This is a genomic window from Myxococcus llanfairpwllgwyngyllgogerychwyrndrobwllllantysiliogogogochensis, assembly GCF_006636215.1.
GTDB lineage: Bacteria > Myxococcota > Myxococcia > Myxococcales > Myxococcaceae > Myxococcus > Myxococcus llanfairpwllgwyngyllgogerychwyrndrobwllllantysiliogogogochensis.
Genome location: NZ_VIFM01000282.1, coordinates 1 through 14000, shown reverse-complemented (window position 1 = coordinate 14000; position 14000 = coordinate 1). Strand labels below are relative to the sequence as shown.

Sequence of the window (14000 nt, the reverse complement as noted above, 5' to 3'; positions counted from 1 at the left end):
AACAGACAGGCCTGAGACCCCGCCCGCCGCCACGACGGCCACGCCGAATGCGGCCACGGGCTCGCTCGCCAGGCCCTTCAAGTTGTCCCGGCGCTTCGACCGCACGGGCCGACTGCTGGGCGACACGGCGATGGAGCGGCTGGCCAACGCACGCGTCGTGGTGTTCGGCCTGGGCGGCGTGGGCAGCTACGCGGCCGAGGGACTGGTGCGCAGTGGCATCGGCCACCTCACGCTGGTGGACCACGATGACGTGTGCGTCACCAACACCAACCGCCAGCTCCACGCGACGGTGAAGGCCGTGGGCAAGCCGAAGGCGGACCTGATGGCGCAGCGCTGCCGGGAAATCAACCCGGAGGCGAAGGTCGAAGCCGTGCGCGAGTTCTACCGCGAGGAAATCGCGGAGCAGATGCTCCAGGCCGGCCAGTACGACTTCGTCGTCGACGCCATCGACAACGTGAAGGCGAAGCTGCACCTCCTGCACCGCTGCGTGTCGCTGGGCATTCCCGTGGTCAGCTCCATGGGCGCCGCCGCGCGACTGGACCCCACCGCCATCCGCGTGGAGGACCTGTCCGAGACGCACATGGACCCGTTCGCCAAGGACATCCGCAAGCTGCTCAAGCGCAAGTACGGCGTGGAGACGGACCGGCACACCGGCATCACCGCCGTCTACTCCATCGAAGCGCGGCGCATGCCCGTGGCCCTCAACTACGACGACTCCACGGACGGCTTCCTCTGCGTGTGCCCGAACGACAACGACTTCCACACGTGCGACCACCGCACGCAGATTGACGGAAGCGTGTCCTTCGTCACGTCGTGCTTCGGGATGAACGCGGCCGGCGTCGTCGTGCGCCGGCTCGCCTCCACCCGCTGACGCCTCACGCCACCTGCTGGGACGAGGACTGCTGCGCCGTCACGGCGGCTTCTCGCCCGCAGGGACGACGGAACACGCAGCGCACACAAGGAGACAGGGACTCCGAGGTCGGAAAGGCGGACGCGTCCAGCGGCGTGTTCGTCGCGGGGTCCTTCAAGAGCGAGCGCATCTTCGCCACGCTCGTCTCGAAGTGCTGGTGGAAGGACGCCATGGCGCCCAGGTCCACCTGGACGTCCTGCTCCTTGCCCTCGTTGAGGTACACCAGCGAAGCGCGCACCTTCTCCACCGGGAAGCGGTAGCGCTGCGACACGTAGAGCGCGTAGCCGAGCACCTGCTCGTCATAGCCATCGCGAGACTTGCCCGTCTTCCAGTCCACCACGACGGGCGTGCCGTCGGCGTCCACGAAGGCGAAGTCGGGGATGGCGAACACCTTCAGCCCGTTCAGCGTGAAGTGGGCGAAGTCGAAGCCCGCGTCGACCTCCAACCACTGCTCGGGCTTGAGGCTCTTGGCGATGACGGGCCAGCGCGACGTGAAGAACCACGCCAGCGCCGCGCGCACCGTCTCCCAGTTCTGCTTCCAGGCCTCGTCCGGCAGCACGTCGCCGTACTCGTGCTCGACGAGCCCGGTGAACGGCTTGCGGTACTTCTGCGACCAGTAGAGCTTCCCGCGCGAGTGCCGGAAGTCGTCCTGCATCACCTTGCGAGCCCGGGCCTCCACCGCGGCCGGGTCGACAGTGCGCCCCGCGCGCCAGTCCAGGAGCACGTCCTTGATCTGCTCGTGCACGATGCTGCCCGCCCAACTGAAGCGGTTGGCCAGCTTCTTGAGCACGTACAGCTCTCGCACGTCCTTCGGCGCGTCCGCCTCCCACCCGCCCCACGAGCGGTAGTAGTAGAAGTAGTAGGAGCGCAGGCATTCGGAGAACTTCTCGTGGCGGCTCTTGGACCAGGAGAAGTCGTTGCTGAGAGGGGGGCGCCGCATGGAAGCGGCGCATCCTAGGCGTTCGCTCGCTCCGCCAGAAGGGGAACAGGCAGGGAAACGAGCCCCCGGAGCGGGTTGAATGACAGTCCGGGTGCGCAACCCTGGGAGTATGGTCGCCGCCACCATGAAGAGCCAACCCTTCAAGGAGCGAGTCGTCCTCATCACAGGAGCGTCCAGCGGCATCGGCCGCGCGGCGGCTCGGGCCTACGCGGCGGCGGGGGCGCATGTCGTGCTCGCCGCCCGGCGCCTGGAGCGACTGGAGGATGTGGCCCGTGAAGTGGAGTCACTCGGCGTCAGGGCACTGTCCGTGCGGTGCGACGTGACGCGCAGCGAGGACGTGGAGCACCTCATGCGCGAGACACAGGCCGCCTTCGGTGGGCTGGACGTGCTGGTGAACAACGCGGGCCAGGGCTTGTACGGCCCCCTGGCGTCCATCAGCGAGGAGCAGCTTCGGCAGGTCTTCGAGCTGAACGTGTTCGCGCTGTGGCGGGTGACTCGCGCCGCGCTGCCACTGCTGCGCGGACGGCGCGGAGCCCAGGTGGTGAATGTCAGCTCCGTGCTGGGACATCGCGGGTTGCCGTTGCTGGGTGGGTACTGCGCGTCGAAGGCCGCGGTGAACGCGATGACGGAGTCGCTGCGCACGGAGCTGGCGACGGAAGGCATCCGCGTGCTGCTCGTGTCTCCGGGCTTTACCGAGAGCGAGTTCCGCGAGCACCGGCTGAACGCGGAGGGCTGGGCGCAGGAAGCCGTTCCGTTGAAGGCCATGTCGTCGGAGGAAGTCGCCCAATCGATGGTGCGCGCGAGCGTGCGAGGACGGCGCGACACCATCCTCACCCTCCCCGGACGCGTCATGGTACTGGCCAACCGATTCGTCCCCGGCCTGTTCGACCGTGTTGCCCACCGCATGGCCAACCCCGTGAAGAAAGACGCATGAGTCCCCGCAGTCGCCCCACGAAGCGCGCCGCAACACCGGACACCCAGACGCAACTCGGAATACTGGACGCGGTGGCGGCGCCCCCGGCCGAACCCACGACGGAGCAGGACCGGAACATGGTCCGTCCGCGTCGAGGTCGTCCGCCGCGCAAGCCTGAAGCCTTGCCCGCACAGTCTTCAGTCCCCGTTGCCGCGATGACTCATGAGGCCACACCCGTGGAGCCTCCTCGTGCGAAACGCGGTCGTCCACCGCGTACCGTCGTGTCGGCCCGTGTTCCCACGGTGACTCCGAGCGCCGCGCACCTCGCCTCGGTCCGGACACCGCTGTTGGACTGGTACGACCGGAACAAGCGCGACCTGCCCTGGCGCCGCACGAAGGACCCGTATGCCATCTGGCTGAGCGAGGTCATGCTCCAGCAGACGCAGGTGGCCACCGTGATTCCCTACTGGGAGCGCTTCCTCGCGCGATTCCCCACGGTGCTCGCCCTGGCCGCCGCTCCGCTGGATGACGTGCTCTCCGGATGGAAGGGCCTGGGCTACTACTCCCGCGCGCGCAACCTGCACCGCGCCGCGCAGGAAGTGGTGTCGCGCTTTGGCGGCAAGCTGCCCTCCACGGCGGCGGAGCTGCTCTCGCTCCCTGGCTTCGGCCGCTACACCTCCGGCGCGGTGGCCTCCATCGCCTTCGGAGAACAGGCTCCGCTCGTCGATGGCAACGTCGCGCGCGTGCTGTCCCGACTCTTCGAAGTGGAAGGTCTCCCCGGTGACCGCGAGCGAGAGGCCACGCTCTGGGAACTCGCCACCCTCCTGGTGAAGGGCGAGCGGCCCGGCGACTTCAACCAGGCGCTCATGGAGCACGGCGCCACGACGTGCCGCCCGGAGAACCCGCTGTGTCTGTTGTGCCCGGTGCGCACCGGCTGCGTTGCCTTCCGCAAGGGCCGCGTGGACGAACTGCCACCCGCCAAGGTGCGCGCCGCGCCGAAGAAGCTGACGCTGGCCCTCGCCGTGTGGGCCCACGCGGACACCCTGTTGTTCGCTCGCCGCGCGGACTCCGGCCTCTTCGGGGGCCTGTGGGAACTCCCCGCCGCCGAGGTGGATGAGGACGCCACCGAAGCGGAAACCACGCTCCGCCTCACTGGCGCGCTGGGCGCGGGCGTGAAGCTGGAGGCCATGCTGGGCACGGTGAAGCGGCAGCTCACCCATCGCGACCTCACGCTGCGCCTCTACCGCGTATCGGGGCCGCTGCGCCCCACCCGCTCGGCGGCATTCCAGGAGCTGCGATGGTGCACACCGTCTGAAGCGGCGACCCTCGGCATGAGCACCGCGATGCAGCGCGCGCTCGAAGCAGCGATGACCGCGCTGAAGTAGGGGGCCGTGCCTGCTCGCCCTGCCTCGCGAGTCACGTCAAATCCGCATCACATCCCCGCGCTGTCCACCGCGCGACACGGCGTCACTCGGCATGTTGCGTCGCCAACCCCCAACGCATCAGGTCGCTTTCGCGTGCACCTCTCGAGACTCAAGCTTCGCGCGCCCTTTCCCGGAGGCGCCTCGATGGCTCGCAACAACACACAAAAGTCGACCCCGCATACGGCGACGCAGCCCACGGAACACGCCAACGGGTCCAAGGCCTCACGCGGCCCCATTCCTCACGAGCAGATTGCCCGGCGCGCCTACGAAATCTATCTGGCACGAGGCGGCAACCACGGCAGTCACGAGCAGGACTGGCAGCAGGCCGAACGAGAGCTGAGGCTCGGCCGCCAGTAGACACGCCTCGCTCCGCGCCTTTTGGCGTGGAGCAGCCGACACCGGAGCGCGGACGGCCTCTGTGGCCGCCTTGCTCGGTGCGGAGGCGGCAAGTGCAGCACGGGGCGCTCGGCTTCGAGCGCTCCACGCGACCTCCACCGTGCCGCCTTGCTCGGTGCGGAGGCGGCGAGTGCAGCACGGGGCGCTCGGCTTCGAGCGCTCCACGCGACCTACACCGTGCCGCCTTGCGCAGTGAGGAGGCGGCGAGTGCAACATGGGGCGCTTGGCTTCGAGCGCTCCACGCGACCTACACCGTGCCGCCTTGCTCAGTGCGGAGGCGGCGAGTGCAGCACGGGGCGCTCGGCTTCGAGCGCTCCACGCAGCCTCCGCTGGGCCACCTTCAGCTCGGAGAGGACGCGCTCAGCATCCACCACCGAGCGCATGGCCAGTCCGCACGCGGGCGTCAGCAGCACCGTCGACACGGCCCGAGGGAACGTGAAGCCGCGCGGCAATGCGGCCTTCAGCGAGGCCTCCACCGAATCCGCCAGCTCTGTCACCTCGTACGTCGACGCCAGGTCCGTGGGAATGATGCCCAGGCTCAGCGTCGCGCCCGAGTTCAGGTAGCGCTCCAGCGCATCACCCTCCTCCAGCATCGCATCCAGCGACAGCCGCACATCCAGCGACAACAGGTCCGGCTGCACGTCCAGCAGCGCGGCCCAGTCCGTGTTGCCACAGCAGTGCAGCCCCACCAGCGCGCCTTCACGCTGGAGCGCCACCACCAAGAGCCTCAGCTCCTGGAGCGCCAGCAGGTGACGCGGCTGGACGCGCTGGAAGGCATAGAGCCCCGGCTCATCCAGGAAGAACAGCGGCGTGGTGCCCGCGCGCCGCAGCGCCTTCACCATCGCCAGCGAGCGCGCCAGCACCAGTCGGAAAATCACCTGGTCCAGTCCGGGTACCTCCAGCGCGGACAGGCCCGAGTCCGTGCGCGCCACCGAGCGCACCGTGAACGGCCCCGCGAGCTGCGCCTTCGCGAACGCCAGCTTGCGATGCTCCACTTCCCACAAGAAGGGACGCCACGCACGGCACGCCTCGGGGGTGGGCTCGTACGCCTCCAGCGTTCCCGCCGCGAGGGCCGCGTCCAGCTTCGCCTCGAACTCGCCGCGCCCCTCCTCCCAGGCCTTCAGGTCCACCGTGCACAGGCCCTCCTCGTCGAAGCGCAGGCCCGGCAACCCCTCGAGCGCCGCCGGAATCATCAGCTCCGACGGCTTGCCCACCGGAAGCTGCGGGAGGAACGGGATGTCCATCGACAGGGCGACCTGGAGCCCCAGCTCCACCTGCGTATGGGGCAGGCTTCCAATCCCCGTCGTGGCACAGGCGGGCAGCAACTGGACGGCTCGGCGGATGTTGGGCGCGCTCATGGCCGGCGAGTCTACCCGCTCCCTCCGCCAGCGGGGCACCTTGGGCCTCCCCAGGCGCCGGGCCTTCTCTGAACGAGACGACCTCATCCTTGCCAGGGGCCCCCTGGGGCGTCCCAAGGAGGAGGAATCCGACATGGTGCTTCCAATCTGGCGAGCAGGCGTGCTGCTGGCGACCTTGGGATGGGCTGCCCCCTCCCTCGCGAAGGACACCCAGGTGCGTAAACAGCAGCAGCCGGCCCCGTTTTTTGGCGCCCCCGGCCTCACTGTCCGAGGCGGTGTCACGGCGTACACCGGTGACTTGGGCATGGAAACGGATGTGGGCACGTTCCTGGGGCTCCAGGCGGATGCGCAGCTGTTGCCCGCGGTGGGCCTGGAGCTGGGCTACGAGGGCTCCGCCAACGGCTTCGCGGACATCGACAACGCGACACTGTGGCGCCACAACCTGGGAGCGCTGGCCAAGGTGGGCCCCACCGTCCGGGAGAACTGGAAGCCCTTCCTCGGCGCGGGCGTGGGCGTCAGCTACCTGGACGCGACCTCCGAAGCCAACGCGCGCCAGTTCGACGACACCTTCCTGGCCGAGGTGCCGCTCACCGCCGGAGTCGAGTACCGCTACAACGGCGTGACGGCGGGCGCCCGTGCCACCTATCGCGTATTCGCCGGCGGCGGAGACTTCGCCCCCGGCGCCGACGGCGACCTCTTCAGCGCCGGGCTCAGCCTGGGCGGCCGCTTCTGACGGACCGCCCGGGCCTCAAGCCACTTCCGCTCGAGTCACGGGCGTCCACCGCCAGCGGGCGGTGCTGACCACCGCCCTGGCGTCACGGCACCTTCCGCTCACGTCACGGAGAAGTACGACGCCTGCTGATGGTGGAAGACGAGAGCGGACACGGAGGCCTCCGGCTCCATCATGCAGCCGTCGGTGAGCTGCACGCCGATGTCCTCCGGTCGCAGCGCGGTGAAGAGCTTCGACTGGTCTTCCAACCGAGGACACGCGGGGTAGCCGAATGAGTAGCGCTTGCCCGCGTACTCCGCGCGGAAGCGCTCCAGCATCGTCATGTCCGGTTTGTCCGGCGTGCCCCACATGCTGCGCAGCTGCGTGTGCAACAGCTCCGCGTAGCCCTCGGCCGTCTCCAGCGCGAGCGCCTGCACCGCGTGCATCTTCAGGAACTCGCCCTTGGCCTTCATGCCCTCGGACAGCTCGCGGATGCCAGAGCCCGCCGTCACCACGAACATCGCCACGTTGTCCGTGGGCACGCCGCGCTCCAGCGGGCGCAGGTAGTCGGCCAGGCACAGCCCTCCCTCGCGGTCCTGCCGGGGGAAGTCGAACGACGCCGCCTCCTTGCCGGTGCTCCCGTCGAAGAGCACCACCCGGTTGCCGTCGCTGCCCGCCTTGAAGAACTGGAACACCGCGCGCGCCTGCATCAACCCACCGCGCAGCATGCCCTTGAGCTCCTCCACCGCCTCCTTCAGCGCCAGCGCCTTGCGCCCCTCCTCCGTCTTCGCCAGCTCCGCTTCCGCCGGAGTCCCCAACGCGCGCGACGACGTGCGCAGGCCCAGGTGCCGGCCGTACAGCATGACCGGGTTGATGAACCTCCAGATGTGGTCCAGCGGCGTGTTCGTCAGCACGTGCCGCTCCCAGTCCGGCGCCGAGGGCACCGTGTCCAGGATGCGAATCTCCGCGCTGCGCGCACGCGACGTCTGGGCCTCCACGCGAGGACGCTCTTTCACCTCTTGCGCCAGCTTCACGCGCCGCTCGGACAGCTCTCCGCGCAGCTTCTCGTGCGAGGACGGGTCCACAATCTGCTTCGCCAGGTCCAGGCCGCTCATCGCGTCCTGCGCGTAGGCCACCGTGCCGCCGCCGTACGCCGGAGCGATGTTGCGGTCCACGAAGTTGCGGCTGAGCGCCGCGCCGCCCACCAGAATCGGCACGCTCACACCCGCGCGCTTCAAGTCCTCCGCCGTCGCCACCATCTGGTGCGCGCTCTTCACCAGCAGCCCCGACAGGCCGACGATGTCCGGCTTGTGCTCGCGCACCGCCTGCACCAGCTGCTCGGGCGGAACCTTGATGCCCAGGTTCACGACCTGGAAGCCGTTGTTGGCCAGGATGATTTCCACCAGGTTCTTCCCGATGTCGTGCACGTCACCCTTCACCGTGGCCAGGACAATCTTGCCGCGCATCGCCGCCTGGGCGGCGCTCATGTGCGGCTCCAGGAAGGTCACCGCCGCCTTCATCGACTCGGCGCTCTGGAGCACCTCCGCGACAATCAGCTCGTTGGCGGCGAAGAGCCGGCCCACCTCGTCCATGCCCTTCATCAACGGCCCGTTGATGATGTCCAGCGGCGCGTACTTCGCCATCGCCGCTTCCAGGTCCGCGAAGAGGCCGTCGCGCGAACCCTCGATGATGTAGCGCTGGAGCCGCTCCTCCAGCGGCAGCGTGCTCACCTGCACCTTGGGCGGCTTGCGCTCGCGGAAGTGCGCGGCGAACGGCGTCACCGGGTCCGTGCCCCGGTTGTAGAGCAGGTCCTCCGCCAGCTTCCGCTCTTCCTCGGGCAGCGACGCGTAGCGCTCCAGCTTCTCCGAGTTGACCAGCGCCATGTCCAGGCCCGCCTGGACGCAGTGGTACAGGAAGACGGAGTTGAGCACCTCGCGGCCCGCCGTCGGCAGACCGAAGGACACGTTGGAGATGCCCAGCACGGAGCGGCACTGAGGGAAGCGCTGCTTGATGAGCCGCACGCCCTCCACCGTCTCCACGCCGCTGCCCGTGTACTGCGCGTCACCGGAGGCGCACGGGAAGACGAGCGGGTCGAAGTACAGGTCCTCCGCCTTCATCCCGTACTTCTTCGTCAAGAGTTCGAACGAGCGCTCCGCGACCTCCAGCTTGCGCTGGCGCGTCACGGCCATGCCAATCTCGTCGATGCAGCCCACCACCAGCGCCGCGCCGAAGCGACGCGCCAGCGGCACCACCTTCTCGAAGCGCTCCTCTCCGTCCTCCAGGTTGACGGAGTTGATGATGGCCTTGCCCTGGCTGTACGTCAGGGCCATCTCGATGACGCGCTCGTCGGTGGAGTCAATCATCAAGGGCACGCGCACCTTCTTGATGACCACCTCCAGGAACTCGCGCATGTCCTCCAGCTCTTCCCGGTCCGGGTTGGCCAGGCAGATGTCGATGATCTGCGCGCCCCGCTTCACCTGCGCGCGGGCAATCTCCGACGCGTCCTCCAACTGCCCCGCGACGATGAGCTCCTTGAACTTCTTGCTGCCGATGACGTTGGTGCGCTCGCCGACGATGACCGGCCGCATCTCGTCCGTCACTTCCAGGTAGTCCACGCCAGACAACGTGGAGCGGGGCTTGGGTGTGGACGCGCGCGGCTTCAGGCCCTTCACCGCCTGGGACAACGCGCGGATGTGGCCCTCCTGCGTGCCGCAACAACCACCCACCACGTTGAGCCAGCCCTGCTCGCAGAAGCGCGTGAGCGAACGCGCGAGCATCTCCGGCGTCTCCAGGTAGTTTCCGTTCTCGTCCGGCAGGCCCGCGTTGGGCACGCACGACACCGGGAACGGGCTCAGCGCCGCCAGCGAGCGCAGGTGGTCCGTCATGAAGTCCGGACCCGTGGCGCAGTTGAGCCCCAGGTACAGCAACTCCACGTGCTCCAGCGACGTGGCCAGGCTCTCCACGCTCTGGCCCGCGAGCATGGTGCCCATGGGTTCAATCGTGCCGGACACCGCCACCGGCAGCGAGTAGCCCAGCTTGCGGAACGCGCGGTCGATGCCCAGGAGCGCCGCCTTCACGTTGCGCGTGTCCTGCGCCGTCTCCACCAGGAGATAGTCGGAGCCGCCGAGCGCGAGGCCCTCGGCCTGCACGGCGAAGTTCTCCACCAGCTCCTCGAAGGTGATGCCGCCCGTGACGCTGATGGCCTTGGTGGTGGGGCCCACCGAGCCCGCCACCCAGCGCATGCGTCCGTCCTTCGCCTCGGCCTCGGCGGCGGCTTCACGCGCCAGTCGCGCGGAGGCTGCGTTGATTTCGAGCGCCTTGTGCCCCAGGCCGAACTCGTTGAGCACCACCGGCGTGCCGCCGAAGCTGTCGGTCTCCGTCACGTCCGCGCCCGCCGCGAAGTAGCGCGCGTGGATGTCCCGGATGATTTCCGGCCGGGTGAGGACCAGGTTCTCGTTGCAGCCCTCGAACTCGGCGCCGCCGAAGTCCGCGGCCTTGAGGTCCAGTTGCTGCAGCAGCGTGCCCATGGCGCCGTCGAGCACCAACACGCGCTCACGCATCGCGGTGCGCAGGGCCTCCACGCGACGACCGTTCTCTCCAGAGGGGGGCGGAAGGGCAGTGGGACTCGTCATGATGGCTTCACTCCAGTCAGCAGAAAGACTCGAAAAGGGCTGGCACCCTCGCGGGCATGCGCCTCGCGGGTGAGCGACGCGAAACCCTGCTCGCGCAGCGCCGTCTCCAGCTGTGACGGCTCGAAGCCCAGGTGGCGGTGGCCCAGCCGCTCCACCACCCAACGCTCGTCATGCGGCATCAACTCCAGCAGCACCAGCCGGCCGCCCGGCTTGAGCAGCCGCGCCGCCTCCGCCAGCACACAGGCGGGGTCCTCCACGTGGTGGAGGCTCTGCGAAATCACCACGAGGTCCATCCGCCCCGACCCCAGCGACAGGTGCTGAAGGTCCTCGCACAGGAAGGTGACGTTGGAGGCCTGCTCATTGCCGGCCCGCTCGCGCGCCTGCTCCAGCGCCACGGCGTTCTGGTCGATGGCCCACACGTGCCGCGCCCACCGGGCGATGGCCACGCTCAAGACGCCCGTGCCACAGCCGAAGTCCGCCACGTCCAGGGGCGGCAACAGCGACGCCAGCGCTCCGGCCCACAGGAACCAGGACTGGCCCGGCTCCAGGAGTCGCTCGTTGAGCGCCTGCCGGTCCGCGCGCGCGCGCAGCAGGTCCATCAACCGCGCCGAGTCACCCGCCGCGTCCTCGGCCTCCCTCGCCAGTCGGATGAGGGGCCAGCGCGTGTCGTCCCCCTCCAAGGCCAGCGAGTAGTAGCTGAAGCCCGCCTGCCGCTCCTCGCGGATGAGCCCCAACCCCTTGAGCTTCCCCAGGTGGTGCGACACCGACGACTGCGCCACGCCCACCAGCGACACCAGCTCCGTCACGTTCAGCGGAGCCTCCGCCACCAACCGGAGGATGCGCAGCCGCGTCGGGTCCCCGAGGGCCCGGAAGGATTGGGACAGGGCTTCCATATCGCCGCATCAACATACGTCGATGTCTCACTGGTGGCCAGCGGACTTTCGACGCACTGCGTGCTTCATGGCGGACAGTGGTAGATGTGGGACATGGCTTCTCCCTCCCTGCACCAGCTCCTTGAAGGCAAGCGGTTTGGCCTGGTCCTCTCCGCGGGCTACTTCGGCTTCTACGGGCACGCCGGCTTCCTCAAGGGGCTGACGAGTTCGGGGCTCAAGCCGCATGCGTACGCGGGGACGAGCGCGGGCGGCATGGTGGCGGCCTACGCGGCGGCGGGGATGCCGGTGCACGCCATCGAGGAGCTGGTGCTGCGCCAGACGCGGGCCAACTTCTGGGACCCGGACCCGATTGGCGCGGTGCTGAACGCGGACGCCAGCGGCCATGGGCTGACGGGGCTCCTCAAGGGTGAGCGCTTCCGGAGGCTGCTCGAGGACACGCTGGGCGCCAGGACGTTCGAGGACCTGCCGCACCCGCTGTTGCTCGTCGGCGCGAACCTCACGCTGGGCAGCCACGAGGTGTTCACCTCGGGAGAGCTGGCCCCGCGCGTCCACGCCACCTGTGCGTACCCGGGCCTGTTCCGCGCGGTGCCGCTGGAGGGCAACCTGTACTGGGACGGCGGCCTGGTGGACAAGGCGCCCGCGCTGTCGCTGCATGACAGCAACGTGGGGAAGGACTTGGACGCCATCCTCGTGCACTTCCTGCCCAGCAAGACGCGCAAGGTGGTGGGTGGCCCCATGGCGTACGCGCAGGGGCTCGCGGCGGGCTCGGCGGCGCTGCGCCGCGATCACTTCCGCCTCCAGCTCACCGTGCTGGAGGGGCGCAACATCCCCGTCTACGTCGTCGTCTCCAACCTGCCCCCGGTGACGCCCACCACCATGGAGCGCGGCTTCGACGCGCTGGACCAGGCGCGCCTGTCCGCCGCCGTCGCCCTGGCCCGGCCTCCCGTGCCGTTCGCCCAGGCGCAGTGGTGAGCGGACCTTCGCGGGAGGGCACTCACCTTCCGCCGTAGCGCCGGTGGTCCACCATCAGGCAGCGGTCCTGAACCACCTGGATGCCCGCGCGCGCCAGCTTCTCCGCCGCCGCGTCGTTGCGGATGCCGGACTGGAACCACACCGCCTTCGGCTTCTTGGCGATGAGGTCGTCCACATGCGCGTCGATGTCCTGCGGCCGCCGGAAGACGTCCACCAGGTCCACCTCGCCCGGCACGTCCGCCACCCGGCGGAACACGGGCTTGCCGAGGATGTGCGTCACGTCCGGGTAGTAGACGGGCACGGGCACCACCTCCACGCCCGCGCTCGCCAGATAGTCCGGCACGTAGAAGGCGGGCTGACCCGAGTGCTGCTCCGTCTTCATCCCCAGCACCGCCACCCGCCGCGCGCTCTTCACCACGCGCTCCACGCCCGCTTCGTCCTTGATGAGGTTCTCTTCCCAGCTCATCGCGCCTCCTCTTGAAGCCCTTGTGCTCGCGACTCCATCGTCACCGTCCACGCCGCCCCGTCCACTGGCGCCTTCACCGTGAGCTCGCGACTCACCGGCACGAAGCGCCCATACGCCATCACCTGCTCACCCTGGCACGTCACGCCCGGCGTCAGCTCCGGCCGTCCCGCCTCTTCCCACGCATCCGTCAGCTCGTCCGGCGCGTCCTGAGGCACCGCGTCCAGGCACCGCAGGCTCAGCACCACCGCGTCACCGTACTCCGTGTCCCGAGTCCCCTGCACCGTGCGCTCCAGCACATAGGCCACCTGCTTGTCGCCCGCCGGCAGCGTGTCCACCGCCCAGGTGCGTTGTCCCTCCGACAGATGGCGCTGGAACAGGCCGCCGAACTTCGCCTCCCACTCGCGCCGCGTGCGCCCCTCCAGCGCCTCCGGCGCGAAGAAGCGCGCCAGTGGCTTTGCGTCCACGCCCGAAGGCACCGACTGCCGCACGGCCTCCGCCGCGGCCTCGGGAGACACCAGCTTCACGAACGTGCCGTCCGCCGCCAGTTGGAGTCGCAGCGCGAAGCGCAGGAGCACATCGTCCACCCAGCCCTCCACCTCCACCCCGGCCCGCGACTGCTTCGCGTGCGTCACCGACTGAGTCAGCAACCAGCCGCCCTCGTTCGGCGTGAAGCGGGACTCGGTGGTCAGCTCCGCCTCCTCGCGCAGCACGGAGCCGCCCTGCTCGACGACGCGGGCGCCGCGCTGGGACTCGGTGAGGACCCGGTCGACGGGGGGCTGGAAGGACACGCGCACCCGGGGCTTCACCTCGGGCACGGGAACCCGCAGCGGGGACGGCTTCCGACAAGCGGACGTCAGGGACAACACGAGACAGCTCAGCAGGAGACCTGGACGCATGCGCCCGCGAACGCTGGCAGAAACGGCCAGCGCCCGCGAGCGCTTCCTCACCGCGAGGGCCTGTGCCTCACGGGTGACGCGTGCTGCCGTCGGGCGCGTTCTCCACCAAATCCCGCCCGATGTTGCGCCGGTCCCGCCGCACACCGTCATCGTCGGGCAGCCCGCCGCGGGCGGAGCGCCTCGACGCCTCCGACAAGTCCCTCATCACGGCCTCGCGCGACGCGTACTCGGTACTCGGCAGGCACTTGAGGACGTTGATGATGCTCACGGGGGCCCCGCCATCCTCGGCGGACTCCACGAGCTCCTCCCGCGTCGACGGGTAGTCCACCGAGTCGATGTGAGGGGTGATGGAGAGCCCGGGGTCTTCCGCGGTTCCGAATGCCATCTGGCGCTGCCTTTCTGCCCGGCCCGCGAGGCCCGGGCGTGCGTCACTGGGTACGAGGAATCTGGTGACGGCGCTCGCTCCGGACCACCCGGCCATCCCCCTCCCC

At 69.3% G+C, this 14000-nt stretch carries 13 protein-coding genes; 6 read left to right on the top strand and 7 right to left on the bottom strand.

Annotated features, from left to right (window positions below):
- Nucleotides 1-871: tRNA threonylcarbamoyladenosine dehydratase (locus FJV41_RS41300; protein ID WP_246137742.1), on the top strand; the 871-nt coding region annotated here is incomplete at its 5' end.
- A 4-nt stretch (nt 872-875) separates the two neighbouring features.
- Here the strand turns inward: FJV41_RS41300 and FJV41_RS41295 are convergent.
- The gene (locus FJV41_RS41295) at nt 876-1850 is read right to left on the bottom strand and encodes a PD-(D/E)XK nuclease family protein (protein ID WP_141648125.1); all 975 of its coding nucleotides are present in this window, start codon (nt 1848-1850) and stop codon (nt 876-878) included.
- Nucleotides 1851-1959: 109 nt separating this feature from the next.
- Here FJV41_RS41295 and FJV41_RS41290 point away from each other — a divergent pair, with 109 nt between their 5' ends.
- The 3 genes from FJV41_RS41290 (at nt 1960) to FJV41_RS41280 (ending at nt 4544) form a co-directional block, all read left to right on the top strand.
- Entirely contained in the window at nt 1960-2784 is an 825-nt protein-coding gene (locus FJV41_RS41290; protein WP_141648124.1) for an SDR family oxidoreductase, read from the top strand.
- A gap of 194 nt (nt 2785-2978) precedes the next feature.
- A complete protein-coding gene (gene mutY, locus FJV41_RS41285; protein ID WP_246137743.1) occupies nt 2979-4148 on the top strand; it encodes an A/G-specific adenine glycosylase in 1170 nt (389 codons plus the stop codon).
- Nucleotides 4149-4331: 183 nt separating this feature from the next.
- Complete coding sequence (locus tag FJV41_RS41280; protein ID WP_141648123.1) at nt 4332-4544, top strand: DUF2934 domain-containing protein; 213 nt, start codon at nt 4332-4334, stop codon at nt 4542-4544.
- A 305-nt stretch (nt 4545-4849) separates the two neighbouring features.
- Here the strand turns inward: FJV41_RS41280 and FJV41_RS41275 are convergent, their stop codons facing one another.
- Nucleotides 4850-5941 (bottom strand): uroporphyrinogen decarboxylase/cobalamine-independent methonine synthase family protein, encoded by a 1092-nt coding sequence (locus FJV41_RS41275; RefSeq protein WP_141648122.1) that lies wholly within the window; start codon nt 5939-5941, stop codon nt 4850-4852.
- A 133-nt stretch (nt 5942-6074) separates the two neighbouring features.
- On the opposite strand from FJV41_RS41275, the gene FJV41_RS41270 reads away from it, so the two are divergent.
- On the top strand, nt 6075-6674 hold the full coding sequence (locus FJV41_RS41270; RefSeq protein WP_141648121.1) for an outer membrane beta-barrel protein: 600 nt from the start codon (nt 6075-6077) through the stop codon (nt 6672-6674).
- 98 nt (nt 6675-6772) lie between these two features.
- Here FJV41_RS41270 and metH read toward each other — a convergent pair whose 3' ends face one another.
- Together metH and FJV41_RS41260 are read right to left on the bottom strand one after the other, a co-directional pair.
- Entirely contained in the window at nt 6773-10282 is a 3510-nt protein-coding gene (gene metH, locus FJV41_RS41265; RefSeq protein WP_141648120.1) for a methionine synthase, read from the bottom strand.
- Nucleotides 10279-11175 carry an ArsR/SmtB family transcription factor gene (locus tag FJV41_RS41260; RefSeq protein WP_141648119.1) on the bottom strand — a complete coding sequence of 299 codons (897 nt, stop codon included), beginning with the start codon at nt 11173-11175 and terminating at the stop codon, nt 10279-10281. The genes metH and FJV41_RS41260 overlap by 4 nt, the downstream gene beginning before the upstream one ends.
- Before the next feature lie 84 nt (nt 11176-11259).
- Here FJV41_RS41260 and FJV41_RS41255 point away from each other — a divergent pair, with 84 nt between their 5' ends.
- Nucleotides 11260-12147 carry a patatin-like phospholipase family protein gene (locus FJV41_RS41255; protein ID WP_438616780.1) on the top strand — a complete coding sequence of 296 codons (888 nt, stop codon included), beginning with the start codon at nt 11260-11262 and terminating at the stop codon, nt 12145-12147.
- 22 nt (nt 12148-12169) lie between these two features.
- On the opposite strand, the gene FJV41_RS41250 is transcribed toward FJV41_RS41255, so the two are convergent.
- From FJV41_RS41250 to FJV41_RS41240, 3 genes are all read right to left on the bottom strand, one after another.
- Nucleotides 12170-12613, bottom strand: a complete 444-nt coding sequence (locus FJV41_RS41250) for a CoA-binding protein (RefSeq protein ID WP_141648117.1) — start codon at nt 12611-12613, stop codon at nt 12170-12172.
- Nucleotides 12610-13509: a hypothetical protein gene (locus FJV41_RS41245; protein ID WP_141648116.1), complete on the bottom strand. Its 900-nt coding sequence runs from the start codon at nt 13507-13509 to the stop codon at nt 12610-12612. The genes FJV41_RS41250 and FJV41_RS41245 overlap by 4 nt, the downstream gene beginning before the upstream one ends.
- A gap of 67 nt (nt 13510-13576) precedes the next feature.
- A complete protein-coding gene (locus FJV41_RS41240) occupies nt 13577-13894 on the bottom strand; it encodes a DUF2795 domain-containing protein (protein WP_141648115.1) in 318 nt (105 codons plus the stop codon).
- Nucleotides 13895-14000 lie beyond the last annotated feature (106 nt).